This window comes from Streptomyces sp. NPDC041784 (assembly GCF_055591025.1).
In genome coordinates this window covers 387,955-413,720 of record NZ_JBVJAB010000004.1, presented here as the reverse complement: position 1 = coordinate 413,720, position 25,766 = coordinate 387,955, and the positions used below count along the sequence as shown (strand labels likewise).

Here is a 25,766-nt window from a genome sequence, read left to right as displayed (position 1 = left end):
CATGCCGCCGCTGGAGCCCGTCGAGCCGGCCGTGCCCCTCGTGCCCGTCGAACCGGTGGCACCGGTCGCACCCGCCGTGCCGGTCGACGCCCGTCTCTACGACCAGGTCCAGCGGTTCTACGCCCGCCAGGTGCAGCTCCTCGGCGACGGGGACGTCGACCGCTGGGCCCTGACCTTCGCCGAGGACGCCGTCTTCGAGCAGGAGGCTCCTCCGGAGAAGGTCTTCGCCGGGAACGCGCCGCCCGTCAGGCGCGGGCGCGCGGCCATCGCCGCCGCCGCGCGCGGGGCCGTCGCCGAACGCCGGGCGGCCGGGCTGGTGCGGCGGTATCTGATCGGGATGCTCACCGTCCACCGGCTGCCGGACGGCGCGCTGCGCACCCGCTACGACGCGGTGCTGGTGCAGACCCCGCCCGGGGGCCGCGCCGCACTGCACCTGAGCACCACCGGCCGGGACCTGCTGGTGCGCCACGGCGCCGGCTGGCTGGTCCGCCACCGGATCAACTCCCACGACAGCGAGGCCGGTTCGCACACCGGCTTCGGACAGCAGAAGGAGAAGCCATGGCCGATCTGACACGCGAGCGGGTGGAGGCGGCCTACGCGGCCCTCCTGACCGGCGACCGAGACAAGATCACCGAGTACTGGTCCGAGGACCTGCGCTTCCAGATGCCCGGCAACCACCAGTTCGCCGGCTGGTTCACCGGACTCGACGACTACCTCGAGAAGATGTCCAAGCTGATGGAGGCCTGCGACGGCCGGATCACCTCCGAGACCGTCAGCGTCCTGGTCAACGAGCAGGACGGCGTCTCCGTCGACATCTACCGCCTCGACGGCTACCGCGCCCACGCCGAGGAGGGTGCCACCTCGCCGTACGAGCGCCTCCAGGTCGAGGGCGTGCACATGCTGCGCTGGGAGAACGGGCGGATCGTCGAGGGCCGCAGCGCCCTGTTCGCCGACGGGGTGACCCGGGCCAACCTGTGGTGGTCGCCGGTGGGCACGGACGGGGAGCGCACGGAGCTGTGACCGCCGCCGACGGTGCGCGCAGCCTGGCCGGACGGGCCGTCGTCGTCACCGGCGGCGGCACTGGGATCGGCCGGGCCGCCGCGCACGCCTTCGCGGACGAGGGCGCCCGGGTCCTGGTGGTGGGGCGGGGCGCCGCCCGGCTCGCCGAGACCGCCGACGGGCGCCCCGGCATCCATGTCTGCGCGGCGGACGTCGGCGCGGCCGACGGGCCCGCCCGGATCGTCGAGGCCGCGGTGAGCGCGCTCGGCGGCCTCGACGTGCTGGTGAACAACGCGGTGACCATGCGCTCGGCGCCGCTCGGCGCCATCGCCCGGGACAACACCCACGAGCAGGTCGCCACCAACCTGCTCGCCCCGCTCTTCCTCACCCAGGAGGCGCTGCCCCACCTGGAGGCCGCCAAGGGCACGGTCCTCAACGTCACCACGGCCGGCAACCAGCGCGGCTGGCCCGGCCACTCGGTGTACGGCGCGACCAAGGCCGCCCTGGACTTCCTCACCCGCACCTGGGCGTTGGAGCTGGCACCGCGCGGTATCCGGGTCGCCGCCGTGGCGCCCGGCCCGGTCGAGACCCCGATCGGCGAGCACGCGGGCCTGGACGCCGAGGGCGTGGCACGGCTGCGCGAGCGCCAGCGCCGGCGGGTGCCGCTCGGGCGGGTCGGACAGCCCGAGGAGATCGCCTGGTGGCTGGTGAACCTGGCCCGGCCCGAGGCGTCGTACGCCACCGGCCTGGTGCTGCCGGTGGACGGCGGTGCCGGGGTCGTGTTCTGAGCGGCCCCGCGGTCCGGGCGAACGCCCCGCGTCCCCGGCGTCCCCAGCGGCCCCCGAGTCCCACTTGTTCGACCACACGGAGCTTGGAGCATCCATGGAATTCGGCATCAACTTCTTCCCGACCGTCGGCCCGGCCGACAAACCCGCCGACCAGTACTTCGACGAGGCGCTGCGGCTGGCCGAACTCGCCGAGGAACTCGGCTACGACCATGTGAAGACCGTCGAGCACTACTTCTTCGAGTACGGCGGCTACAGCCCGGACCCGGTGACCTTCCTGGCCGCGGTGGCCGCCCGCACCAGCCGGGTCAAGCTGGTCACCGGCGCTGTCATCCCGGCCTTCACGCACCCGGTGAAGCTGGCCGGCAAGCTGGCCATGCTGGACAACATCTCCCACGGCCGGCTCCAGGTCGGTTTCGGACGGGCCTTCCTGCCCGACGAGTTCGACGCCTTCCAGCTGCCCATGGACGAGAGCCGCCCCCGCTTCCTGGACGGTCTGCGCGCCTGCCAGAAGCTGTGGGCGGAGGAGAACGTGGTCTGGGACAGCGAGTTCCACAGCTTCGGCCCGGTCACCCTGCTGCCCCGCCCCTACCAGCGCCCGCACCCCAGGATCCTGGTCGCCGCGGCGATCACGCCCTCCTCCTGCGAGCAGGCGGGCCGGGACGGTCACGGGCTGCTGCTCGTGCCGTCGATCTCCAAGCGCGAGAAGGTCCAGGAGATGCTCACCCTGTACCGCAAGGCCTACGCCGAGGCCGGGCATCCGGCGGGCGGCGACGAGGTGCACCTCAGCTACGGCTGCTACCTCAGCGAGGACCCCGCCGAGGCCCGTACCAAGGGCCGGGAGTACGCCCGCCGCACCAACGCGGTCATGGTGGACGCGGTCGCCGCCTGGGGCACCCGCCGCAGCGAGGGGTACGCCGGGTACGAGTCGATCGTCGACAAGATCAACAAGGCGGACTTCGACAAGTCGCTGGCCGAGAACAAGACCCTGGTCGGCAGCCCCGAGGAGGTCACCGAGCGGCTGCACACCATCCGCGAGTGGTTCGGGGACGTGACCATCAGCCTCCAGCTGATCTCCGGCAACCCGACCTACGAGGAGTCGGCTCGCAGCGCCCGGCTCTTCGCCGAGCGGGTCATGCCGAACTTCCGCTGACCGAGCGGCACATGAGGAGGGGCTCCCCGAACCGGCCGGGTTCGGGGAGCCCCTCCTGTCGTGTCCCGCCGGGCCGGTCAGCGGCCGCCCGCGACCGACGGCACCAGCAGCGACGACACCCGCGCGGCCACCGCCGCCACGGTCAGCGCCGGCGGCACCGCGCCGGAGGAGCCGTGCAGCAGCGAGCTGTCCACGACGTACAGGTTCCGCGCGCCGTGCACCCGGCCGTCGGCCGCCGTGGCCAGCCCCAGCGGCACACCCCCGACGACGTTCCCGCCGGTCGTGCCGATGCGGTTGAACGCGGTACGGCTGCCCGGGGTCGCCGCGTTCAGCCGGTCCAGGGTGTCCTGCACCGCGCGGGCCGCCCGCTGCACCCGCGGGTCCGCGACGGGCCAGTTGAGCACGACGTCGTCGGCGTCGGCGTCGTAGGCGAAGGAGCCCAGCGGGTCGGTCGGGGACGCGCCGATGGTGGTGATCCAGCCCTCGTCGGCGGGCGCGTCCACCCAGGGGAAGTTGAGCAGGGTGACCGGGGCGTACGGGTTGTCCTCCCAGTCCTTGACCAGCACCGAGCACGGGCCGCCCTGCGCCGGGTTGTTGGGGGCCATCCCGGTTCGCGCGGTGATCACCTCACTGTTGCCGACCCGGCTGCCCACCGACGCGTCCAGGTCCGGCAGATGACCCTCGGCGCGGGCCCGCAGCAGCAGCCGGGTGGTGCCCAGGGTCCCCGCGGCCAGCACCAGATGGGCGGCGCGCACCTCGTGCCGGGCGACCACCCGGCCGCCCTCGTCCAGCTCGTCGTACGCCACCAGATGGCCCTCGCCGTCGGGGCGGATGCCGGTGACGCGGGAGAGCGGGCGGACCTCGACCCGGCCGGTGGCCTCCGCGCGGGCCAGCACGGTGACGTCCATGCTGCGCTGGGCGCCGCTGTTGACGCCGAAGACGTTGAGCCCGGCGATGTGGGACGCCGTCCGGCGGCCCGCCATCTCCTCGCGGACCACGTCCCAGTCGACGGCCAGGTCCACCAGGTCGTGCGGGATGCCCGCCCGGTCCAGCTGCTCCATGAAGTCCCGGGAGGAGCGGTAGAAGTCAGACTCCAGGACGTCCTTCGGGATCGGGGAGCAGCCGATCAGCTCCCGGGCCACGGGGTACCAGACGTCGTGCATCTCGTCCCGGTCGAGCACCCCGGCGAAGGCCCGCTCGAACAGCGCGGCGGACGGCTCGACCATGGTGCCGTTGCTGAGCAGCGAGGCGCCGCCGACGCCGGCCGCCGCGATCATCGTCAGGCCCTCGCCCTCCAGGGACTCCAGGACGCCGGTCCGGATGTCCAGCGTCTTGTCCGTGAGCGGGGAGCGGGGGCTGAGCCAGGAGGCGCGGCCGTCCGGCGCGTGCTGGGTGGCGAAGGTGTCGCCGTCGGGGCCGACCGGCCAGCGCCTGCCGCGCTCCAGCACGAGGGTGGCGACCCCGGCCTCGGCCAGCCGCAGGGCCGCGATCGAACCGGCGTATCCGGTGCCGACGACCAGGGCGTCGGCGCGATGCTGATGGGTTTCCATGGGACGGCCTTTCGATGGGGATCGGGTACGGCGGGTACGGCGAGTACGGCGACTACGGCGGGCCGGACCGAGGCGGTCGGCCCGGGCGGTCAGCCCAGCGCCGTGAGCGTGCGGGCCAGGAGGCGTTCGGCGTTGCGGGCGAGCGGGATGTCGGCCTCGTCGGCGACCAGGCCGTGCTCGACCAGGAGCCGGCCCACGCGGGCCGCGATCAGGGCGAACCGGAAGCCGGCGAAGACCTCGAACCAGTCCAGGTGCCGGGCCACCGGTCGGCCGGACAGCTCCTCGTAGCGGCGCACGGTCTCGGCGCGGCCGGGCAGCCCGGCCAGCCGGGGCGCGCCCACGCCCTCGCTGAGGTGCCGGTCGAAGTACAGGTACCAGGCGAGGTCGGCCTCGCCGGGGCCCAGGAAGACCATCTCCCAGTCGAGCACGGCGGCCGGGACCACCCCGTCGAAGAGGAGGTTGCCGAGCCGGGCGTCGCCCCACAGCAGGCTCGGCGCCGCCGGCTCGGGCGGCAGGCCGCCGCGCAGCAGCGCCAGGGCGTCCGCGGTGACCGGGGTGCCCCCGCCGAAGTGGTCCAGGTGGGCTTCGTAGTGGTCGAGTTGACGAACCAATCCGCCGGGTCCGTGCGGGGAGTCGCGCAGGCCGTCGAGGCCGAGCGCGGTGACGTCGAGCCGGTGCACGCGGTGCAGCACCTCGACGCCCGCCCACCACACCGCCGCCCGCTCCGGTTCGGTCAGCGCGGCCAGCGGTCCGCCCGGGCGGTGGTACGACGGCAGGTCCGGCGGCACCCAGCCGGACACATGGTCCATGGCGTAGAACTCGGCGCCCAGCAGCGCGGGGTCGGGCTCGAAGCCCAGGACGCCCGGCACGGGGACGTCGGTGTCCCGCAGCGCGCTCAGCACCCGGTACTCCTCGGCGAGCCGGGAGCCCGGCAGCACCTGGTACCGGGTGGGCGCGACCCGGACCACGAGCCGGTGTTCGCGCGCGCCGCCGTTCTCCTCCCACACCGCGTCCACCAGCAGTGTCTCGTGGGAGAAGCCGAGGCCCTCGGGCACCTCGACGCGGGCCCGCAGGTCCCTGGCGCCGGGCAGTCGGTCGGACAGCCAGGCGGTCAGCCGTTTCCGGGTCAGTTCGGGATCACGCTGCTGCGGTACGGGCACGGGCGGGCCTCCTTGCGCCGGCGGATTGCCCTCATCGTGCGCGGAGCCGCTGGGGACCCGATGGAGGACGGACGGCGGCGGCCCCCCATCGATCCCAGACCGGTTCTCCAACCGCCGCTGCCAGCATCGCCGTTGACCAGCAACAACCACCGGGAGGTCGTCATGCCCATGGCTCCGCCTGTGGGAGAGCATGTGGAACCGCAGGTGTTCCGGCACATCCTCGGCCACGTCCCGACCGCCGTCACCGTGGTCACCGCCGCGACCGGCGACGGGCCCGCGGGGCTGGTGGTGGGGTCGTTCGTGTCGGTGTCGCTCGAACCGCCGCTGGTGGGGATCTTCATCGACGAGAAGTCCGCCAGCTGGCCGCCGATGAGCCGGGCGGGCTCCTTCACCGTCAACGTCCTCGCCCACGACCAGCGGGAGCTGTGCGCGCGGTTCGCCAGGAGCAGCGGCGCGGGCGGTCCGGCCGCCAAGTTCGCCGGGCTGTCCTGGTGGGAGTCGCCGCACGGCAACCCCGTCCTGCCCGGCACCTCCGCCTGGCTGGACTGTCTCGTCCGCCAGGTCCAGCGGCTCGGCGACCACTTCTTCGCCGTGGCCGAGGTGGTCCAGCTGGGCGTGGACGCCTCCCGGCCGCCGCTGGTCTTCCACCGGGGCGCCCTGCGGACCGTCTCGGCGACCGACACCACATCCGACGGAAGGAACCAGCAATGACGAACGGGCAGCGGCCGAGGACGGCCCTCATCACCGGCGCCACCAGCGGCATCGGCCGCGCGGTGGCGAGCGGCCTCGGCCGGGACGGCTTCCGGGTGTTCGTCACCGCGCGGACCGCCGAGGCCGTCCAGACCACCGTGAAGGAGCTGACCGCCGAGGGCGTCGACGCGGCCGGCATCGCGGCCGACGTGCGCGAGGCCGAGGACGTCCGGCGGGCGGTCACGGCCGTGGTGGACCGGTTCGGCGGGGTGGACGTCCTGGTGAACAACGCGGGCCGGTCCGGTGGCGGCGTCACCGCCGACATCGCCGACGACCTCTGGTACGACGTGATCGAGACCAACCTCAACAGCGTGTTCCGGATGACCCGCGAGGTCCTCACCACCGGCGGGCTGCGCGCGAGGTCCTGGGGCCGGATCATCAACATCGCCTCCACCGGCGGCAAGCAGGGCGTCGTCCTGGGCGCCCCCTACTCGGCGTCCAAGCACGGCGTGGTGGGCTTCACCAAGGCGCTCGGCCTGGAACTGGCGAAGACCGGCGTCACCGTCAACGCGGTCTGCCCCGGCTATGTGGAGACCCCGATGGCCCAGCGGGTGCGCGAGGGGTACGCGGCGGCCTGGGAGATCGGCACCGACGAGGTGCTCGACCGGTTCAACGCCAAGATCCCGCTGGGCCGTTACACCCAGCCGGACGAGGTCGCCGCCCTGGTCCGCTATCTGGCGGGCGACGCCGCCGCGGCCGTCACCGCCCAGGCGATCAACGTGTGCGGCGGGCTCGGCAACTACTGATCCCGCTCCGGGGGCTCCTCGACTCCCGCCGAGAGAACTCGACTCACTTCCCAGAGAATCCGAGAGAAACGGCTTCCCATGGCGCAGACCCACCACGCCCGTCACACCGTCACCGTCGCCGCCCCGGCCGACACCGTCTACGGTCTGCTCGCCCGCGCGGCGGACTGGCCGCATGTCTTCCCGCCCTCGGTGCACGTGGAGCAGACCCCGGCCGGCGAAGGCGAGGAGACCCTGAGGATCTGGGCCACCGCCAACGGCGAGGTCAAGGCCTGGACCTCACGGCGCCGGCTCGACCCGGTGGCCCGCACCATCACCTTCCGCCAGGAGGTCTCCCAGCCGCCGGTCGCCGCGATGGGCGGCACCTGGACGGTCCGCCCGCTGCCCGACGGCGGCAGCGAGGTGATCCTCGACCACGACTTCGCCGCCGTGGACGACCTGCCGGAGAACGTCTCCTGGATCGAGCGGGCCCTGGACCACAACAGCGGCGCCGAACTGGAACGGCTGCGGGCCGGCGCCGAACAGGCGGACCGGCTCGGCGAACTCCTCCTGGAGTTCGAGGACACCGTGCTGATCCAGGGCCGCGCCGAGGACGTGTACGACTTCGTCTGGCGCGCCGACCGCTGGCAGGAGCGGCTCCCGCACGTGGTGCGGCTGGTGCTGGACGAGCCCGCGCCGGACATCCAGGAACTGGAGATGGACACGCTCGCCACGGACGGCTCCACGCACACCACCAAGTCGGTGCGGGTCGGCTTCGGGCCCGACCGCATCGTCTACAAGCAGCAGCGCGTGCCGGCCCTGCTCACCGTGCACACCGGCGCGTGGACGCTGACCGACACCCCTCAGGGCCTGTCCGCGACCTCCCGGCACACGGTCGTCATCAACCCCGACAACGTCACCGCCGTGCTCGGCGAGGGCGCCACGGTTGCCGACGCCCGCGCGTTCGTGCGCAAGGCGCTCGGCACCAACAGCCTGGCCACCCTCGGCCACGCCAAGCGGTACGCGGAGCAGCGGGCCGGGGTGGCCGCCGTCTGACGTACCCGCGCAGGAGGGCCCGCCCGGTGCCGACCGGGCGGGCCCTCGCGCGTGTGCGGCTCAGGCCAGGCAGGTGGGCGGGCGGCCGCCGTTGTACCGGGCCATCTCGGCGAAGACCGGGCCGGAGCGGATCTGTGTGTCGAGCGGCTTCCCCCGCGCCTCGGAGAAGGCCCGGTGCAGGTTGGCGACGATCCGCTCCGGGTCGCGCAGCTCGTCGTACGGGCCGGGCGAGGCCTCCCGGGCGGTCTCGTACGGGGTGAGGCCGGCGGCGACGCCCTCGTCGGCGAGGCGGCCGAGCCACCGCAGATAGGTCTCGGTGTCGTCGAGGACCTCGGGCCCGGCGACGGGGCCGTGGCCGCCGACGATCACCCGGGGCCCCAGGGCGCGCAGCCGCTCCACGGCGCGCAGCGAGCCGAGCACGGACCCGGCGAGGACGAAGGGCGTGCAGCCGGGCATCAGCACGTCGCCCGCGAACAGCACCCGGTGCTCGGGCACCCACACCACCACGTCGCTGTTGGTGTGCGCCGGGCCGACATGGATCAGCTCCACGGTCAGCTCGTCGACGTACACGGTCAGTCGGTCGGTGAAGGTGACGGTGGGCAGCGAGCGTTCGATGCCGCCGAGGTCGCCCCAGTCGGTGTCGGGCCACACCTGCTTGAGGGCCTCACCACGCTCGGCCATCTCGGTGCGGGCCAGTTCGTGGCCGACGACGGTCGCCAGGGGCGCGGCCACCGCGTTGCCGAAGGTGTGGTCGCCGTGGTGGTGGGTGTTCAGCACGGTACGGGGCTCCCCGCGCCCGAGGCCGAGCGCGGCCGCCCGCAGGCCCCGGGCCCGGGCCTCGGTGGCGGCGGAGTCCACGAGTGCCACCGAGCGGGGCCCGGCGAGGATCCCGGAGTTGCTCAGACACCAGCCCCCGTCCGGCTGGACGAAGGCGTGGATCCCGTCGGCGACCTCCTCCACCCGCGGCGGCGGCACGGACGAGCGGAGACGGTCGTACGGCGTGGTGGTGGGCAGGCTCATGTCCCCACCGTGCCCGGGGACGCTGGAGGACGGCAGGTGCCCGGGTCCACGCGCCCGGAGCCCGGAAGACGCGGGGGCCCGGCAAACGCGGGGGCCCGGCGGTCCGCACACCGCCGGGCCCCGGGAACACCCCCTGAGTGTCAGAGGGTGAGGACGACCTTGCCGTTGGCCTTGCGGTCGCGCAGGGCGTCCAGGGCCGGGCCCGGGTCGATCCAGGAGCCCACGGACGCCAGCTGCGGGTCGAGCCGGCCCGTCGTCACGAGGTGGACCAGCGCGGTGAGATCGCGGGCCGGGTCGCGGCGGGTCAGCTCGTCGAACAGGTGCAGATAGCGGATCCGCAGGCCGGGACGGGCGTGCCCCCAGTCGACGGTGAGCCGCAGCTCCTCGCGGGCGGTGTTGCCGTAGGCGACGAGCGTGCCGCCGGGGCGCAGCCGGCGGAAGGCCCGGCCGAGCACCTGGCCGCCGCTGCTGTCGAGGAGCACGTCCACCGGCTCGCCGTTCACGGCGTCCGCGTCGGTCTCGTCGTACGTCGTCACCGCCCGCGCGCCCAGCGCCCGCAGGCCCTCGGCGCGGCCGGGGGAGCCGACCTGGGCGAGCACGTCGGCGCCCGCCGCGGCGGCCAGCTGGACCAGGGTCCGGCCGACCCCGCCGCCCGCGCCGGTGACCAGCACGGTCCGGCCGAGCAGCACCCCGGCGTACTCCAGCGCGTACAGGGCGGTCAGTCCGGCCACCGGCAGGGCGGCGGCGGCCGGCCAGTCCACGGAGTCCGGGACGGGGGCGAGCCGGCTGGGGGAGACGGCGACGCGTTCCGCCCAGCCGTCGCGGTCGGCGAGCGCGGTGACCCGGGTGCCGGCCGGCGGGCCGCTGCCGTCGGCGGCGGCGCGCAGCACGGTGCCGGCGATGTCCCAGCCGAGCCGGGAGCCGGCGGGCAGCTGCCCCATCAGGGCGAGTTCACCGCGGTTGACGGCGAGGGCGCGGACCTCGACGAGTGCCTGGTCCGGCCGGGGCTCCGGTTCGGCGACCGACTCCAGCCGGGGGCCGGACGCGCCGGTGACGAGCGCCTTCACGCCGCGTCCGCCGTGATCAGCCCGTTCACCAGCGTCAGGAGCTTGCGGGGCGTGTCGGCGTCGGCCACCGCCTCGTCCTCCAGGGTGATGCCGCACTGGCGCTGCGCGAGGCTCGCCACCTCCAGCATGGCCAGCGAGTCGTATCCGAGGTCGCCGAACGCGGTGTCGAGGGTGTCGGCGGTCAGGGCCGGGGCGTCGGCGTCCTGCCCCGCGGCCTGCTCCAGCAGGGCCTTGAGGTGCTCGACGGTGAACTGGGACATGGCTGGGGTTCTCCTTCTGGCCTGAGGGTGTGCCTGAGGGTGTGCCTGAGAGGGTGGAGTGCTTCGGAGTACTGAGGGGTCAGGGGCGGTGCGGCCACTCCCCGTCGAGCGTGCGCACCACCAGCGCGGCGGTGAAGCCGCCGGTGCCGCGGGCGAGGACGAGGGCGGTGCGCAGCCGGGCCTCGCGCGGGGCGCCCAGCACGAGGTCGAGGTCCGCGCAGGCGGGGGCGGGGTCGGTGACGTGCGCGGTGGGCGGGATCACCCCGTCGCGCAGGGCGAGCAGCGCGGTCGCCGTGTCCAGCGCGGAGCCGCCCGCGGCCAGCCGGCCGACCAGGGTCTTGGGCGCGGTGACCGGCACCCCGCGGGCGCCGAACACGGCGGTGAGCGCCTCGGCCTCCCGCCGGTCGGCCTCGGGGACCCCGGCGGCGTCGGCGAGGACGACGTCGATGTCCCGGGGCCCGATCCCGGCGTCGGCCAGGGCCTGGTCGATCACCCGGCGCAGTACGGGCGGGCGGCCGGAGTCGGGGTGGGGGTCGACGCCGGAGGCGTAGCCGGCGATCTCGCCGTAGGGCCGCGCGGCGCCGCGCTCGCGCGCGAACTCCTCGTCCTCGACGGTGAGGACGGCCCCGCCCTCCCCGGGCACCCAGCCCGAGGCGTCGGCGTCGAAGGGGAGGTAGGCCCGGTGCGGGTCCTCGCGGGTGCTCAGCTCGCCCACCGACAGGTACGCCGTCCAGCCCCAGGGCGACAGCGCCCCGTCGACGCCCCCGGTGAGCACGAACGGCGTGCCCTTGCGGATGTGCCGGCGGGCGTGACCGGTGGCGTCGATGCCGCCCGCCTGCTCGGTGACCAGCACCCCGCTGGGTCCGCGCATACCGTGCCGGATGGAGATCTGGCCGGTGTTGACGGCGTAGAACCAGGCGAAGGACTGATAGGCGCTGACATGGCTGCCGCCCTGGCTCCACAGCTTCTCCAGCTCGCGCTGGCCGAACTCGAAGCCGCCGTAGGAGTTGGCGGTCACCACGCTCATCCCGTACTCGGGCAGCGCCTTCGGGTCGGCGCCCGCGTCCGTGAGGGACCATTCGGCGGCGACCAGGGCGAGCCGGGTCATGTGGTCGGTCTGCGGCAGCAGCCGGCCGGGGATGTGGTCGGGGGCGTGGAAGCCGGTGACCTCGCCGGCCAGCCGGGCCGGGTAGCGGGCGGCGTCGAAGCGGGTGACCGGGCCGATGCCGCTCTCGCCGCGCAGGGTCGCCTTCCAGTACTCCTCGGTGCCCAGGCCGTTGGGCGCGGCCACGCCCAGGCCGGTCACCACCGCGCGGGCGCTCACGCCGCCCGCCGTTCGGGCCGGGTGAGCACCATGGCGCTCTGGAAGCCGCCGAAGCCGCTGCCGACGGTGAGGACGGTGTCGGTGCGGTGCTCGCGGGCCACCAGGGGCACGTAGTCCAGGTCGCACTCGGGGTCGGCCTCGTGCAGGTTCGCGGTGGGTGGCACCACACCGTGCTCCATCGCCAGCGCGGAGGCCGCGATCTCGATGGAGCCGACGGCGCCCAGCGAGTGCCCGATCATCGACTTGATGGAGCTGACCGGGGTGGCGTACGCGTGCGCGCCGAGGCTGCGCTTGAACGCGGCGGTCTCGTGCCGGTCGTTCTGCTTGGTGCCCGAGCCGTGCGCGTTGACGTAGTCGATCTGCTCCGGCCGGATCCGCGCCTCGTCGAGGGCGACCCGGATGGCCTCGGCCATCTCCCGGCCCTCGGGCCGCAGTCCGGTCATGTGGTACGCGTTGCAGCGCCCGGCGAACCCGGCGATCTCGGCGTAGACGTGCGCGCCGCGGGCGCGGGCGTGCTCCAGCTCCTCCAGGACGAACATGGCGCAGCCCTCGCCGAGCACGAAGCCGTTGCGGGTGCGGTCGAAGGGGCGGGAGGCGTGCTCGGGGTCGTCGTTGCGCGGGGTGGTCGCCTTGATCGCGTCGAAGCAGGCCACGGTGATCGGGGAGATCGGCGCGTCGGTGGCGCCGGTGATCATCACGTCGGCGGAGCCCTCGCGGATCAGCTCGGTGGCGTGCCCGACCGAGTCGATGCCGGAGGTGCAGCCCGCCGAGACCACCGCGGACGGGCCCTCGGCGCCGGTCACCCAGGCCACCTCGCGCGCCAGCGAGCTGGGCACGAACCAGTCGTACAGATGCGGCATGGCGTAGCGGTGGTCGACGGTCCAGGTCGCGCCGGAGTCGCTGACCACCGCGTACTCGCGGTCCAGGCTGATGGTGGCGCCGACCGCGCTGCCGATGGCGACGCCGGTGCGGTGCGGGGCGAGCCCGGTGTCCTGGAGACCGCTGTCGGCGAGCGCCTCGCGGGTGGCGACCACCGCGAACTGCGCGGCGCGGTCCATCCGGCGGATGTCCTGCGGGCCGAGGCCCTCGGCCGCCGGGTCGAAGTCGGCCTCGCCGGCGATCCGGGAGCGGAACGCGGAGGCGTCGAAGTGCGTGATGGCGCGGGTCGCGGTGCGTCCGGCGGTGAGCGTGGACCAGAACGCCTTGGTGCCGAGCCCGCCGGGGGCGATCACCCCGATCCCGGTGATCACGACCCGGCGCGGTCGCGCCGATGTGTGTGTGCCTGCCTGTGTCACTGCCACTGACCTTCCATGGGAGTCCTCGTGTGGGCGTGCCGTGTTCACCGGCCCCGTGTTCACCAGCTCAGTCCGCCGTTGACCTCCAGCACATGGCCGTTGACGTACGAGGAGGCGTCGGAGGCCAGGAAGAGAGCCGCCTCGGCGACCTCGTCGGCGCGGCCCGCGCGGCCCTGGGCGATCTTGCCGCCGTAGTAGGACCAGAGGGCCTCGTTGCGGGCCAGCTCCCGGCCCATGCCCTCGTCGACGAAGCCCGGGCTGAGGCAGTTGACGGTCACCGGGCGGCCGGCCAGTTCGACCGCGACGACCCGGGTGAGCGCCTCGATCCCGGCCTTGGACGCGGCGTACGCGGAACTGCCGCGGGCGACCCGGGTCGCCAGCGCCGACGACAGGGTGATGATCCGGCCCCCGCCGTCGCGCTCCACGTACGGGATCGCCGAACGCACCGTCAGGAAGGTGCCGTTGAGGTTGGTGGCGACCACGTCCGCCCAGTCGTCCGGCGCCAGCCGCTCGGCCGGACCGGGCCGGCTGAGGCCCGCGTTGGCGACCACCACGTCCAGCCGCCCGTACGTCTCGTGCACCGCCCGCATCAGCTCCTCGACCGAGCGGGGGTCGCGTACGTCGACGGGGTGGTGGGCGAGGTCGCCCCCGCCGAGCGGTGGCAGTTCGCCCCGCTCGTCGGGCCGGCGTGCCGCGCACACCACCCGGCACCCCTCCTTCGCGAACGCCTGGGCGACGGCGTGGCCCAGGCCCTTGGTGCCACCGGTGACGATGGCGACTTTCCCTGCGAGTCGCACGCGTGCCTCCTCGGGGATTTCGTGCCGACGCCGACCGACGCTACGGAATCCCGAGGGAGGCTGGCTGAATTCCCGATAGGGGGCGGAGATGGGGCGAGTTGACGGATCCCGTACGTGCATCGGAGGGAGTCCCGAACCGCGGGGATACGCTCGTGACACCGAAAAACACGGATTGCCAAGGCTTTTGGTAATGGGTCGGTAAAACGGCACGATAAACGCGTGCGAGAGGTCGACATGGAATTTTCTGTGCTTGGTTCACTACGCGTACGTGAAATGGGCTGCGACTATGCTCCGACGGCACCGAAGCAGCGTCAGCTCCTCGCGCTGCTCGTGCTCAACGCCAACCACGTCGTCTCGGTCGGCACCTGTATCGAGGAGTTGTGGGGCGGCAACCCGCCCGACACGGGGCTGTCCACCCTCCAGTCGTACGTCCTCCAGCTGCGCCGGATCCTGAAGCGGGTGCCGCGGATCGGCAGCCTCCAGGCGGCGCGCGAACTGCTGCGCACCCGCGACGGCGGCTATCTGCTCGCGGTCGGCCCCGAGGAACTGGACGTCACCCGCTTCCACGAGCTGGTGCGGCGGGGCCGGGCCGAGCTGGGCAAGGACGACGCGGCCGCCTCCGAGCTGTTCTCCCGGGCGCTCGGCCTGTGGGAGGGGACCGCGCTCTCCGACGTCCAGGCGGGGCCCGTGCTGCGGGTCCATCTGGCCGGCCTGGAGGAGACCCGGATCAGCGTCCAGGAGCAGCGCATCGACGCCGATCTGCGGCTCGGCCGCCACCACGACCTGCTCGGCGAGCTGAGCGCGCTGTGCGCCCACTACCCGACCCACGAGAGCCTGCACGCCCAGTTCATGCTGGCGCTGTACCGCTCGGGGCGCCGCACCCAGGCGCTGGAGGTCGTGCACCGGCTGCGGACCATGCTCCACGACGAGCTGGGCCTGGAGCCCTCGCCCCGCATGAAGCGCCTGCACCAGGCCGTGCTGGCCTGCGACCCGGGCATCGACGCCCCGGCCGAGTCCGCCCCGCTGCTCACCCTGGACCTGCTCTCCCGGGGGTTCGCGGCGAGGTCGGCCTGAGCGGCGCACCCCGCCACCCCCCATGCGGACGGGCCCCCTCGCGGTGTCGCGAGGGGGCCCGTCCGTGTCCGGGGCGCTCAGCCGCGCGGATGCAGCACCCGGGTCAGCTCGGCGCGCAGCCGGCCGAGGTCCCTCTCGTGGCCGTGCGCCGCGATGTGCCCGTCCGGCCGCACCAGGTAGTAGCCCGCCTCGGCGCACCCGGTGAGCGGGACGGCGTCGAACGGGTGCAGGACGACCTGCCGCACCCCCGGCCAGGGATCCAGCGCCCGCGCGGCCAGCTCGGGGAGGGCGCCGTACGGGCTCGACGGCTGGACGGCAAGGGTCCAGCCGGCCGGTGCGGAGCCCGTCATGCCGTACCGGACCGCCAGTTCGCGGGGGAAGACCATGCCGGTGCGCAGCCGGCCGGGGACGCGGCCGAGGAGCCGGCAGCGGGGGCGGCCCGAGGGCTCCTGGGTGGGCCGCACGGGCGTGTAGCGCACCCGGCGGCCCGCCATCACCGGGAAGACCCGGTCCGGGACGAGCCCCGAGCGGTCCGCCGCCCGGAACAGCGTGTCCCGGACCGCGATCCGCGTCCGGGTGCGCGCCATCCAGGCCCGGGTCTGCCGGTCGGTGTCGGCGACGATCCGGTCCGTGGCCTCGGACCGCTCCGCCGTGTAGTCCTCCAGCAGCGACACGGGGGAGTCCCCGCCGAGCACGGCGGCCAGCTTCCAGGCCAGCTGGAAACCGTCCTGGAGACCGTTGTTCATGCCCTGCCCGCCCGCCGGGCTGTGCACGTGCGCGCTGTCCCCGGCCAGGAACACCCGCCCCCGCCGGTACTCGGACGCGGTGCGCGCGTGCACCCGGTACACCGTCCGCCACACCGCCTCGGTGATGACGACCCCGCCCGGCCCGCGCTCGTCCAGGAGCCGCTGCATCGACTCCACGGTCACCCGCTCCCCGCCCTCGGGCAGCACGGCGAGGATCCGGAACACCCCGCCGGGCAGCGGCGCGATCATCAGGGTGCCGGACGCGGCCTGGTAGTACAGCAGCCGCCCGGCCGGCAGCTCGCCCGCCACCCGGGCGTCGATCAGCGCGAACGACAGCGGATACGTGGTGCCCTGGAAACCGATGCCCAGCGCCCCGCGCACCGCGCTCGACGCGCCGTCCGCGCCCACCACGAACGAGGCCCGCACCCGCCGCACCCCGGCGTCCCCGTGCTCCACCACCGCGGTCACCCCGTCGGTCGCGTCGATCCGGCCGCCGTAGTCCACGTCGTCGAAGGCCAGCAGCCGCGTCCCGCGCTCGATCTTCCCGCCCAGCTCGTGCAGCCGCGCGGTCAGCAGCCGTTCCGTCTCGTACTGCGGCAGATGCACCGGCCGCAGCTCCTCGGGGATGGTGAACGACGCCAGCGGGGTGCCGCCGGAGAAGTAGTCGAAGCCGGTGACGGGGAGCGCCGCCGCGCGCAGCGCGCCCCCCACGCCAAGGTCGTCGAGGAGGTCGAGGGCGCGCGGCCACAGGGCGAGCGCCTTCGGCGTGGTCGAGGGCCCGTCGGCCCGGTCGATCAGCCGGACACCCACCCCCCGCCGCAGCAGCTCGCACGCCGTGAACAGCCCCGTCGGACCGGCGCCCACGACCAGTACGTCGGCCCGCTCGCTCATCCGGCCTGCTCCAGGCGTTCCCGGAGCCGGCGGGCCAGTTCGATCCGCTGCACCTTCATCGTCGCCGTGCGCGGCAGCTCCGACAGCGGCATCTGCACCGGGTCGGCGAGCTGCGGGAAGTCCACCACCGCGCGCCGCCAGCGGACCGGGTCCAGCGGCACGTCGCCCTTGGTGCACACCACCGGCAGCGGCTCCTGGGCCGGGCCCGGCACGAGGACCAGCTCCAGCAGCTCCTCCAGCCGGCCCAGCACGGCGTCCTCCACCTCCAGGGTGCTGTCCACGTTCGGGATCACGTCCACCGCGCGGTCCAGCACGTGCACCCGGCCCCAGCGGTCGCGGTAGCCGACGTCACCGGTGCGCCACCAGTCGCCGTTCAGCTCCTTGCGGTAGCGCTCGCCCTCCGCGTAGTAGTCCACCGCCCGGCCGTCGCTGAGCACCTCGATGAACCCTGGGGTCTTCTTCGTCGGCCGCCGGCCCTCACGCGGCACCACCCGGACATGGGTCATGCCGGGCAGCGGATAGCCCAGGCAGCGGCCGTTCGCCTTGTACGCGTTCTTGCGGGTGTACCAGCGGGCCACCAGCGGACCGCACTCGCTCTGCCCGTAGAACTGGAAGAACAGCGGACGCGAACGCCTCGACGCCGACAGCAGCTTGTGGATGGTGGGCGGATGGATCGCGTCGAACGTCCCGCTGAAGAACCGCACGTTGGCCAGCGGCCGCAGCGGATGGTCCGCCAGGTCGGCCCACTCCACATAGGAGTTGGGATGCGTCTCCACGATGCCCGGCCGGGTCCGGGCCAGCAGCGGGGCCACCTCCTCGGGCGCGCCGCGGTCGATCACCACCACCGGCATCCCGTGCTCCAGCATCACCGCCAGCGCCATGTACATCCGCGAGTGCACGAACGAGACGTGGATCGCGTACGTCTCCTTGCGGCGGATCAGACTCACCAGGTACTCCTGCGGGCGGTAGCGGCCGCGCAGCGACAGCGCCGTGTGGACCACCAGCTTGGGGATGCCGGTGGTGCCCGAGGTGTGCGTCATCAGCGCCGGGTGGTCGCCGTCCAGCAGCACCGGCTCCCGGCGCGGCGAACCCGCCAGCGACTCCAGGGACACCGTGCCCGCCCGCTCCCCGCGCGGTACGACGACCGTGGCCGCCGCCTTCGCCAGGTCCAGGCCGGCCAGCTCGTCCGCCAGCTTGCCCTCGTCGGTCAGCAGGTGCGGCTGCTCCAGCCGGTCCAGCAGCGCGCCCACGGTGGGCCCGTCCAGGGCCGGCGACAGCAGCACCGGCACCGCGCCCAGCCGGGACGCCGCGCACGCCAGCACCCAGATGTCGAAGTTGTGGGCCTTGTACAGCGCGAGGTGCTCGCCCGCCCGCACCCCGGCCGCCCACAGCCGGGCGGCCATGTCGTCCACCAGGTCGGCGAGCCGCGCCACGGTCAGCGTCCGCCCCGCCTCGGGCGCCGCGTCCAGGTCGTGGTCCAGCGTGAACGGCACGTGCGGATGCCGGGCCGCGGCTTCCTCGGGGATCATGCCGAGCCGCAACGGGCGCCTGCTGGCCGGAAGATGGAGCAGCATCATGCCTCCTGGGGAGTGGGGATCGGGTCCTGCGGGGCCGGCGCGAGGGCCGCCAGGCGCTGCCGCAGCAGCCGGGCGTCCCGGTCGGTCAGCCGCACGGCGAACGTCTCGCGCAGCAGGTCCACCACCGCGTCGCGGGACAGCGCGGTCCGCTCGGTGCGGCCGTCGCCGTAACGGGTCGTCAGCTCCCGGTCGACCAGCGTCTGCTGGACGTCCTCGGTACCGCGCATCGCGATCACCTTGCCGGTGAACGTGGAGCGCTCGTGGTGGGCCGTGTAGTAGTTGGACACCTCGAAGTCGACGGCGAAATGGCGCTCCACGCGGAAGGTGTACAGGTCGAACCAGCCGTCCTCGTGCAGGGTCTGGAGCACCCACTGGTCCTGCTCGCGGATCACCCGCCAGCTCCAGGCGCCCACCTTCGCCACCTCGCCCGCGCCGAGCCGCACGGGCTCGATCAGCCCCTCGGCACCGAACCCGGCGTCCACCGCCCACAGTTCGAGGCCGGCCGAGACGACCAGCACGGTGTGCGCGCGGTAGCGGGTCAGCCGGCGCCCGTTGCGGACCCGGGCCAGCAGCCGGGTCACCGGGAAACCGAGCCGCTCCAGCACGGCCGCGAGGAGCAGGTTGTGCTCGAAGCAGTAGCCGCCGCGCCCGCCGTCCACCAGCTTGCGCTGGACGTCGCCCAGGTCGAGGGAGACGCCCCGGCCCAGCGCCACGTCGAGGTTCTCGAAGGCGATGGACTCCTTGTGCGCCCGGTGCAGCGCGAAGAGGGTCTCCACCGAGGTGTCGAGCGGACCGTCGTACCCGGTACGGCGCAGATAGGCATCCAGATCGAGGCGATCCCCGCCCCATTGCGGATCGGGCCGGACCGTCTGCTGCCCCACCGGTGAGAGCGCGCCTTTTTCCATAGCCATGCGCCGGATCCTGGGGACCGCCGGGCCCGCCCGGCAACGGACGCCCGCGCATTCCGTCAGGTCGAATCCGCGAATGTGTCAGGTCACTCGGAGGACCTGACGGATTTCCCGGTCACTTGACGGAATTCACAGCGTCGCATTGGTCACCCCGCCGCCCTCGGCACAGGATCGGCCAGCGCCTCTCCCCCTGCCAAGGAGCTGCACCCACGATGACCACAGGCGTATCACCGCACCCCGCCGGACCCGTCGTGCGCACCACCGCCGGTGCGCTGCGCGGGACCCTGGAGGAACACCACGGCCGCACCCTGGCCGTGTTCCGCGGGGTCCCCTACGCCGAGCCGCCCGTGGGCCCGCTGCGCTTCGCCTCGCCGCGCCCGCCCCGGCCCTGGCGGGACGTCCGCGACGCCACCCGGTTCGCCGCGCCCTTCGTCCAGTCGGGCCGCCCCGAGAGCGCCGAGGACGCCCTGTACGCCAACGTGTGGACCCCCGACACCGCCGGGCGCCGCCCCGTCATGGTGTACGTCCACGGCGGCGGCTGGGCGGTCGGCGCCGGCAGCGTGCCCACCTTCGACGGTGCGGCGCCGGCCGCGCGCGGCGACATCGTCGTCGTCAACTTCAACTACCGGCTGGGTGTGTTCGGCTGGGGCCTGCACGACGACCTCGCCGACCCGGAGACGGGGCTATGCGCCAACTGGGGCCTCCAGGACCAGTCCGCGCTGCTGCGCTGGGTGCGGGAGAACGCGGAGGCCTTCGGCGGCGACCCGGACGCCGTCACCCTGTGCGGCACCTCCGCCGGCGCGGCCACCGCCCGGCTGCTCGCGACCCACCCGGAGAGCGCCGGCCTGATCACCCGGCTGATCGCGATCAGCGCCCCGCCCGTGTCGGCGCCCGCCTGCGCCCTCACCCCCGACGACGCCCGCACCGTGTACGAGACGCTCGCCAAGGAGTGCGGCACCACCGTCCCCGGCCTGCGCGAGGTACCGGCCGACCGGCTGCACCGGGCGTGGGGGGACTTCTTCGCCCCGCCGCCGGCACTGCGGCCGGTCGCCTCGGGGCGCGAGTACCGCGGGCCCGTCCTCGACGGCGTGACGCTCCCCGCCGGGCTGCCGTCCGTGCCGGCAGTCCCGGTCATGAGCGTCCACAACCGCACCGAGGGCTCCTTCTTCACGGACCCGCTCTCCCCGTCCTTCCCGCCCGCCCCGCCCGCGCCCACCGACGACGCCGGACTGCGCGCCGCCGTCCACGACGTGCTCCTGAAGTGCGCCGCGAAGGTGCCCGACGGCCTCGCCGAGGAATGCGTGCGCGCCTACCGCGAGGCCGCCGCGGCCGACGGGACGCCCGCCGACCCGCGCACCCTGTGGACCGAGATCTGGGGCGACGCCCTTTTCCGCGCCCCGATCGTCCGCCAGGCCGACCGGCACGCCCGCGAGGGCCGCACCCCCCAGTACGTCATGGAGTTCGCCCACCCGGTCCGCCCCCCGCACTTCGGCACCCCGCACGACGCCACGTCCAAGTTCCTGTTCGGCTCCCACGCCCACCCCCTAAACGTGGCCCAGTTCGGGGACGGACCGCTGGAGCGGCGGATCTCCGGCACCTTCGCCGACCTCGTCACCTCGTTCGTGCGCGGCCTCGCGCCCACCGCCCCCGGCGTCCCCGACTGGCCCGTCCACGCGCCGCAGGACCCCACCACCCTCGTCCTCGGCGGGCCCGGCCCGGCGCGCCTCGCCCACACCCCGGGGCGCCGCCGGCTGCGGTTCTGGGACGGGCCGGGCCGCCACCTCCAGCCCTGACCGACCGGCAACCGGCACCCGCGCCTTCGTAGGGAGAAAAGCTGTGGACAACGTTCCGCGTCTCATCCGCTCGCGTCCGGCCCGCCAGCAGCCCCGGTGGGACGACCCGGCCGTGCTGCGCCGGGTGACCGACGACCTGGCCGGCCGGCCCGCCGTCGTCAACGCCGCCGACGTCCGGTTCCTGCGCGGCCAGCTCGCCCAGGTCGCCGCGGGCGAGGCCCACGTGGTCCAGGCCGGGGACTGTGCCGAGGACCCCGCCGAGTGCACCGGCGGCTACATCGCCGCCAAGGCCGCCGTGCTCGACCTGCTGGCCGGCACCATGCGGATGGCGAGCCGCCGGCCGGTGCTGCGGGTCGGCCGGATCGCCGGACAGTTCGCCAAGCCCCGCTCCAACGACACCGAACACGTCGGCGGCCGCACCCTCCCCGTCTACCGGGGCCACCTGGTCAACGGGCCCGAGCCGGACGCCGCGAGCCGCCGCCCCGACCCGCGCCGGCTGCTCACCTGCTACCAGGCGGCCCGCGACGCGGTGAACAACCTCGACTGGTACCTGCCCGCCGAACGGCTGCGCATCGACACCCCCGTCTGGACCAGCCACGAGGCCCTCGTCCTCGACTACGAACTCCCGCTGCTGCGCCGCGACCAGACCGGTCGGCTCGTCCTCACCTCCACCCACTGGCCCTGGATCGGGGAACGCACCCGCCAGGTGGACGGCGCCCATGTCGCCCTGCTGGCCCGGGTCAGCAACCCGGTCGCCTGCAAGGTCGGCCCCACCATGACCCCGGACGAGCTGCTGCGGCTGTGCGAGGTCCTCGACCCCGACCGCACCCCCGGACGGCTCACCCTGATCGCCCGCATGGGCGCCGGGCTCGTCGCCGACCGGCTGCCGGCGCTGGTGGCCGCCGTCCGCGCCGCCCGGCACCCGGTGATCTGGCTGAGCGACCCCATGCACGGCAACACGGTGACCGCGGCCGACGGCCTCAAGACCCGGTTCGTGGAGACCATCCGCCGCGAACTGGAGGGCTTCCAGGAGGCGGTGCGCTCCGCCGGGGGCGTCGTCGGCGGGGTCCATCTGGAGACCACCCCCGACGAGGTCACCGAGTGCGTCGCCGACGCGAGCGCCCTCGACCGGGTCGGCGACAAGTACACGACGTTCTGCGACCCGCGGCTCACTCCCGAGCAGGCGGTCGAGGTGCTGTCCGCGTGGACGGGCTGACACCGCGGCCCCGAGGAGCCCGTCGTCCCCGAGGAAGGAACCCCATGGACCCACAGACGTATCCCCGCGCCGCGATCGTCACCGGGGCGGCGGGCGGCATCGGAGCCGAGGTCGCCCGCACCCTCGCCGCCCGCGGCCTGGCCGTCGCCGCCGTCGACCGGGACGCCGCCCGCCTCACCGAGGCGGTGGAGAAACTCACCGCCGACGGGCTGCCGGTCACCGCGTTCCCCGCCGACGTCACCGGCACCGGCGCCGCCGAGGAGGTCGTGGCCGCCGTCGAACGCGCCCTCGGCCCCGTGGAGTTCCTCGTCAACGCGGCCGGCGTGCTGCGGCTCGGCGAGGTCAGCGGCTACCGCACCGAGGACTGGCACGACACCCTCGCCGTCAACGCCACCGGCGTCTTCCTGATGTCCCGGGCGGCCGTCCGCCCCATGATCGAGCGCCGCCGGGGCGCCATCGTCACCGTCGCCTCCAACGCGGCCGGTACCCCGCGCACCGAGATGGCCGCGTACGCCGCCTCCAAGGCCGCCGCGACCATGTTCACCAAGAGCCTCGGCCTGGAGGTCGCCCGGTACGGGGTGCGCTGCAACATCGTGGCGCCCGGCTCCACCGACACCCCGATGCTCAGCTCCATGTGGACGGACGACTCCGGGCCCCGGGGCACCGTCGAGGGCCGCCCCGAGGCGTTCCGCGTCGGCATCCCGCTCGGCCGGATCGCCCGCCCCGAACACGTCGCCGACGCCGTCGACTTCCTGCTGTCCGAGCGCGCGGCCCACATCACCCTGCACGAACTGACCGTGGACGGAGGTGCCGGACTCGGTGTCTGACATGGTGTCCAGCGAACAGGTGACCGAGTTCACCGCCGGAATACCCCCCATCGAGCCCTACGACCCCCCGGCCGGCGACGAGCTGCCGGCCGCCGTGGCCCCCTGGTCCCCGGACCCGCGCCGGGCCGTCCTCCTCGTCCACGACATGCAGCGCTACTTCCTGCGCCCGCTGCCCGCCCGCCCCCGCGACACCGTGCTGCGCAACGCCGTCCGGCTGCGGGAGCGCTGCGCCGACCTCGGCATGCCGGTCGCCTACACCGCGCAGCCCGGCTCGATGACCGAGGAGCAGCGCGGACTGCTCAAGGACATCTGGGGCCCCGGCATGCGGGCCGCGGACGCCGACCGCAGGGTCGTCGACGCCCTCGCCCCCGCCGACGGGGACTGGCTGCTGACCAAGTGGCGCTACAGCGCCTTCCACCACTCCGGGCTGCTCGGCCGGATGCGGGAGGCGGGCCGCGACCAGCTGATCGTGTGCGGGGTCTACGCGCATGTCGGCGTGCTGATGACGGCCGTCGAGGCGTTCAGCAACGACATCGAGACCTTCCTGGTCGCCGACGCCGTCGCCGACTTCAGCCGCGACCACCACCAGCTGGCCCTGCGGTACGCGGCCGGCCGCTGCGCGGTCGTCACCGACACCGACGGCCTCGTCGACGCCCTGGAACTGGCGGTGCCCGCCGACGCGGTCCGCTGGCACCGCACGGCGGCCCACCCGGAGTGGGTGGTGGTGTGACTCCCGACCCGCTCTTCGACGACGTCCTCGCCGGGCGCGTCCCCGCCTACGCGCTCCTGCACCGCCCCGAGCGCGCCCCGGGCCGGCTGGAGGTGCTGGCCGGCCCGGTCGGCACCCCGGACACGCTCGCCGAGCTGCCCCTGCCGGCCCCCGGCGAACACGGCCCGGCGAACGGCCCGCGTCACGACGTGCTGGCCCTCGTGCCCTACCGGCAGCTCGCCGAACGCGGTTTCGCCTGCACCGACGACGGCACCCCGCTGCTCGCGCTGCGCGCCGAACGCCAGACCTCCCTGCCCCTGGACGCGGCCCTGGACCGGCTCCCGGCGCCCGCCATCCGGCTCTCCGACGGCCACTTCGACGTGCCCGACGACGCGTACGCCGACATCGTCCGCCGCGTGGTGCGCGACGAGATCGGCCGGGGCGAGGGCGCCAACTTCGTCATCCGGCGCTCCTTCGTCGCCGACATCGGCGACTACGGCCCCGAGGTCGCCCTCGGCTTCTTCCGGCGCCTGGCGCGCGCCGAGTCGGGCGCGTACTGGACGTTCCTCGTGCACACCGGCGAGCGCACCCTGGTCGGCGCCACCCCCGAACGGCACGTCAGCCTGCACCACGGCACCGCCGTGATGAACCCGATCAGCGGCACCTACCGCTATCCGCCCGGCGGGCCCACCCTCGACGGCGTCCTCGACTTCCTCGCCGACCGCAAGGAGACCGACGAGCTGTACATGGTCGTCGACGAGGAACTGAAGATGATGGCCCGGATCTGCGCCGACGGCGGCCGGGTGGTCGGCCCCCGGCTGAAGGAGATGGCCCGGCTCGCGCACACCGAGTACGTCATCACCGGCCGCAGCACCCGCGACCCGCGCGACATCCTGCGCGAGACCCTGTTCGCCCCGACGGTCACCGGCAGCCCCCTGGAGAGCGCCTGCCGGGTCATCGGCCGCTACGAGACCCGGGGCCGGGGCTACTACAGCGGCGTCGCCGCCCTCCTCGGCCGCGACGAACACGGCGCCCCCGCCCTGGACTCGGCCATCCTCATCCGCACCGCCGACATCGACCCCGCCGGCCGCCTCCGGATCGGCGTCGGCGCCACCCTCGTCCGTCACTCCGACCCGGCATCCGAGGTCGCCGAGACGGCGGCGAAGGCGGAGGGCCTTCTGACGGCCCTGCGCGGCCCGGCCGACGCCGGGTCCGGCACGGCCGGTCAGGCCCGACCGACGGCGCCGCGCGCGCCGAGAGCGGCCGACGGGCCCGGAACGGCCGATGGCTCCGCGTCGCCCGTGCAGCCCCACCCCGGATCGGATGCCGTCGTCGAACAGAGCAGCGGCATGCGGGCCGGGGGCTTCGACGGGCATCCTCTCGTCCGCCGGGCGCTGGAGGGCCGCAACGACCGGATCTCCGGGTTCTGGCTGGACGCGCCCGAGCGGCGGAGCCGGGCCGCCGTGCCCGGACTGGACGGGCGGCGGGTGCTGATGGTGGACGCCGAGGACACCTTCACCGCGATGATGTGCGGACAGCTCGCCGCCCTGGGGCTCGAGGTGACGGTCCGGCGGTTCGACGAGGCCTACGACCTCGACGGCTGGGACCTCGTCGTCCTCGGCCCGGGCCCCGGCGACCCGCGCGACACCGGCGACCCGCGCATCGCGCATCTGCACGCCGCCGTCGCCCGGCTGCTGGAGCGGGGCCTGCCGTTCCTCGCCGTCTGCCTCAGCCACCAGGTGCTCAGCCTGCGGCTCGGCCTCGACCTGGCCCGCCGCGCCACCCCCAACCAGGGCGTGCAGCGCGAGATCGACCTGTTCGGCACCGTCGAACGCGTCGGCTTCTACAACACGTTCGCCGCGCGCAGCCCCCAGGACAAGGCCGAGGTCGAGGGCGTCGGCGCCGTGGAGGTCTGCCGCGACCCGGACGGCGACGAGGTGCACGCCCTGCGCGGCCCCCACTTCGCCTCCCTCCAGTTCCACGCGGAGTCCGTGCTCACCGAGCACGGCCCCCACGTCTTCGAGTCGCTGTTGCGCGGGCTGCTGTGAGCGAGCCCCATGAAGATTCCGTATCCACCGGGGAGTTGA

At 74.3% G+C, this 25,766-nt stretch carries 24 protein-coding genes; 13 read left to right on the top strand and 11 right to left on the bottom strand.

The window, feature by feature from the left end:
- The first annotated feature begins 1 nt into the window (after window position 1).
- From ACZ6D7_RS11265 to ACZ6D7_RS11250, 4 genes are all read left to right on the top strand, one after another.
- A complete protein-coding gene (locus tag ACZ6D7_RS11265; RefSeq protein ID WP_469487253.1) occupies window positions 2-571 on the top strand; it encodes a nuclear transport factor 2 family protein in 570 nt (189 codons plus the stop codon).
- The gene (locus tag ACZ6D7_RS11260) at window positions 559-1,020 is read left to right on the top strand and encodes a nuclear transport factor 2 family protein (protein ID WP_469487250.1); all 462 of its coding nucleotides are present in this window, start codon (window positions 559-561) and stop codon (window positions 1,018-1,020) included. The genes ACZ6D7_RS11265 and ACZ6D7_RS11260 overlap by 13 nt, the downstream gene beginning before the upstream one ends.
- Window positions 1,017-1,787, top strand: a complete 771-nt coding sequence (locus ACZ6D7_RS11255; RefSeq protein WP_469487247.1) for an SDR family NAD(P)-dependent oxidoreductase — start codon at window positions 1,017-1,019, stop codon at window positions 1,785-1,787. The genes ACZ6D7_RS11260 and ACZ6D7_RS11255 overlap by 4 nt, the downstream gene beginning before the upstream one ends.
- Before the next feature lie 94 nt (window positions 1,788-1,881).
- Window positions 1,882-2,937, top strand: coding sequence for an LLM class flavin-dependent oxidoreductase (locus ACZ6D7_RS11250; RefSeq protein ID WP_469487244.1), 1,056 nt, complete (start codon window positions 1,882-1,884; stop codon window positions 2,935-2,937).
- Between the two features lie 77 nt (window positions 2,938-3,014).
- Here the strand turns inward: ACZ6D7_RS11250 and ACZ6D7_RS11245 are convergent, their stop codons facing one another.
- Together ACZ6D7_RS11245 and ACZ6D7_RS11240 are read right to left on the bottom strand one after the other, a co-directional pair.
- Window positions 3,015-4,487 carry a GMC oxidoreductase gene (locus tag ACZ6D7_RS11245; protein WP_469487240.1) on the bottom strand — a complete coding sequence of 491 codons (1,473 nt, stop codon included), beginning with the start codon at window positions 4,485-4,487 and terminating at the stop codon, window positions 3,015-3,017.
- A gap of 89 nt (window positions 4,488-4,576) precedes the next feature.
- The gene (locus ACZ6D7_RS11240; protein WP_469487235.1) at window positions 4,577-5,647 is read right to left on the bottom strand and encodes a phosphotransferase family protein; all 1,071 of its coding nucleotides are present in this window, start codon (window positions 5,645-5,647) and stop codon (window positions 4,577-4,579) included.
- 192 nt (window positions 5,648-5,839) lie between these two features.
- On the opposite strand from ACZ6D7_RS11240, the gene ACZ6D7_RS11235 reads away from it, so the two are divergent.
- The 3 genes from ACZ6D7_RS11235 to ACZ6D7_RS11225 all read left to right on the top strand — a co-directional run bounded on the left by ACZ6D7_RS11235 (window position 5,840) and on the right by ACZ6D7_RS11225 (window position 8,175).
- Window positions 5,840-6,358 carry a flavin reductase family protein gene (locus tag ACZ6D7_RS11235; protein ID WP_469487232.1) on the top strand — a complete coding sequence of 173 codons (519 nt, stop codon included), beginning with the start codon at window positions 5,840-5,842 and terminating at the stop codon, window positions 6,356-6,358.
- The gene (locus ACZ6D7_RS11230; protein ID WP_469487228.1) at window positions 6,355-7,143 is read left to right on the top strand and encodes an SDR family NAD(P)-dependent oxidoreductase; all 789 of its coding nucleotides are present in this window, start codon (window positions 6,355-6,357) and stop codon (window positions 7,141-7,143) included. Before ACZ6D7_RS11235 ends, ACZ6D7_RS11230 begins: the two co-directional genes overlap by 4 nt.
- Before the next feature lie 78 nt (window positions 7,144-7,221).
- Entirely contained in the window at window positions 7,222-8,175 is a 954-nt protein-coding gene (locus tag ACZ6D7_RS11225) for an aromatase/cyclase (protein ID WP_469487223.1), read from the top strand.
- A gap of 60 nt (window positions 8,176-8,235) precedes the next feature.
- Here the strand turns inward: ACZ6D7_RS11225 and ACZ6D7_RS11220 are convergent, their stop codons facing one another.
- The 6 genes from ACZ6D7_RS11220 to ACZ6D7_RS11195 form a co-directional block, all read right to left on the bottom strand.
- Window positions 8,236-9,195 carry an MBL fold metallo-hydrolase gene (locus tag ACZ6D7_RS11220; protein WP_469487218.1) on the bottom strand — a complete coding sequence of 320 codons (960 nt, stop codon included), beginning with the start codon at window positions 9,193-9,195 and terminating at the stop codon, window positions 8,236-8,238.
- Window positions 9,196-9,335: 140 nt separating this feature from the next.
- A complete protein-coding gene (locus ACZ6D7_RS11215; protein WP_469487215.1) occupies window positions 9,336-10,262 on the bottom strand; it encodes a zinc-binding dehydrogenase in 927 nt (308 codons plus the stop codon).
- Window positions 10,259-10,522: an acyl carrier protein gene (locus tag ACZ6D7_RS11210; RefSeq protein WP_469487212.1), complete on the bottom strand. Its 264-nt coding sequence runs from the start codon at window positions 10,520-10,522 to the stop codon at window positions 10,259-10,261. The genes ACZ6D7_RS11215 and ACZ6D7_RS11210 overlap by 4 nt, the downstream gene beginning before the upstream one ends.
- Before the next feature lie 79 nt (window positions 10,523-10,601).
- Window positions 10,602-11,846, bottom strand: a complete 1,245-nt coding sequence (locus tag ACZ6D7_RS11205; RefSeq protein ID WP_469487209.1) for a ketosynthase chain-length factor — start codon at window positions 11,844-11,846, stop codon at window positions 10,602-10,604.
- The gene (locus ACZ6D7_RS11200) at window positions 11,843-13,096 is read right to left on the bottom strand and encodes a beta-ketoacyl-[acyl-carrier-protein] synthase family protein (protein WP_469487206.1); all 1,254 of its coding nucleotides are present in this window, start codon (window positions 13,094-13,096) and stop codon (window positions 11,843-11,845) included. The genes ACZ6D7_RS11205 and ACZ6D7_RS11200 overlap by 4 nt, the downstream gene beginning before the upstream one ends.
- Before the next feature lie 104 nt (window positions 13,097-13,200).
- Complete coding sequence (locus tag ACZ6D7_RS11195) at window positions 13,201-13,938, bottom strand: SDR family NAD(P)-dependent oxidoreductase (RefSeq protein ID WP_469487201.1); 738 nt, start codon at window positions 13,936-13,938, stop codon at window positions 13,201-13,203.
- A gap of 273 nt (window positions 13,939-14,211) precedes the next feature.
- On the opposite strand from ACZ6D7_RS11195, the gene ACZ6D7_RS11190 reads away from it, so the two are divergent.
- Window positions 14,212-15,012 (top strand): AfsR/SARP family transcriptional regulator, encoded by an 801-nt coding sequence (locus ACZ6D7_RS11190; protein ID WP_469487195.1) that lies wholly within the window; start codon window positions 14,212-14,214, stop codon window positions 15,010-15,012.
- A gap of 77 nt (window positions 15,013-15,089) precedes the next feature.
- Here ACZ6D7_RS11190 and ACZ6D7_RS11185 read toward each other — a convergent pair whose 3' ends face one another.
- The 3 genes from ACZ6D7_RS11185 to ACZ6D7_RS11175 are packed head-to-tail and all read right to left on the bottom strand — an operon-like array spanning window position 15,090 to window position 19,137.
- Complete coding sequence (locus tag ACZ6D7_RS11185; protein WP_469487192.1) at window positions 15,090-16,649, bottom strand: FAD-dependent oxidoreductase; 1,560 nt, start codon at window positions 16,647-16,649, stop codon at window positions 15,090-15,092.
- Complete coding sequence (locus ACZ6D7_RS11180; protein ID WP_469487946.1) at window positions 16,646-18,223, bottom strand: class I adenylate-forming enzyme family protein; 1,578 nt, start codon at window positions 18,221-18,223, stop codon at window positions 16,646-16,648. The genes ACZ6D7_RS11185 and ACZ6D7_RS11180 overlap by 4 nt, the downstream gene beginning before the upstream one ends.
- Window positions 18,223-19,137 carry an arylamine N-acetyltransferase family protein gene (locus ACZ6D7_RS11175; protein ID WP_469487189.1) on the bottom strand — a complete coding sequence of 305 codons (915 nt, stop codon included), beginning with the start codon at window positions 19,135-19,137 and terminating at the stop codon, window positions 18,223-18,225. Before ACZ6D7_RS11175 ends, ACZ6D7_RS11180 begins: the two co-directional genes overlap by 1 nt.
- A gap of 209 nt (window positions 19,138-19,346) precedes the next feature.
- On the opposite strand from ACZ6D7_RS11175, the gene ACZ6D7_RS11170 reads away from it, so the two are divergent.
- The 5 genes from ACZ6D7_RS11170 to ACZ6D7_RS11150 are packed head-to-tail and all read left to right on the top strand — an operon-like array spanning window position 19,347 to window position 25,727.
- Window positions 19,347-20,927: a carboxylesterase/lipase family protein gene (locus ACZ6D7_RS11170; protein ID WP_469487185.1), complete on the top strand. Its 1,581-nt coding sequence runs from the start codon at window positions 19,347-19,349 to the stop codon at window positions 20,925-20,927.
- Between the two features lie 43 nt (window positions 20,928-20,970).
- Complete coding sequence (locus ACZ6D7_RS11165) at window positions 20,971-22,143, top strand: 3-deoxy-7-phosphoheptulonate synthase (RefSeq protein WP_469487181.1); 1,173 nt, start codon at window positions 20,971-20,973, stop codon at window positions 22,141-22,143.
- Between the two features lie 44 nt (window positions 22,144-22,187).
- On the top strand, window positions 22,188-22,970 hold the full coding sequence (locus ACZ6D7_RS11160; RefSeq protein ID WP_469487177.1) for a 2,3-dihydro-2,3-dihydroxybenzoate dehydrogenase: 783 nt from the start codon (window positions 22,188-22,190) through the stop codon (window positions 22,968-22,970).
- A gap of 1 nt (window position 22,971) precedes the next feature.
- Entirely contained in the window at window positions 22,972-23,700 is a 729-nt protein-coding gene (locus tag ACZ6D7_RS11155; RefSeq protein ID WP_469487943.1) for an isochorismatase family protein, read from the top strand.
- A complete protein-coding gene (locus ACZ6D7_RS11150) occupies window positions 23,697-25,727 on the top strand; it encodes an anthranilate synthase family protein (protein ID WP_469487171.1) in 2,031 nt (676 codons plus the stop codon). The genes ACZ6D7_RS11155 and ACZ6D7_RS11150 overlap by 4 nt, the downstream gene beginning before the upstream one ends.
- Window positions 25,728-25,766: the final 39 nt, after the last annotated feature.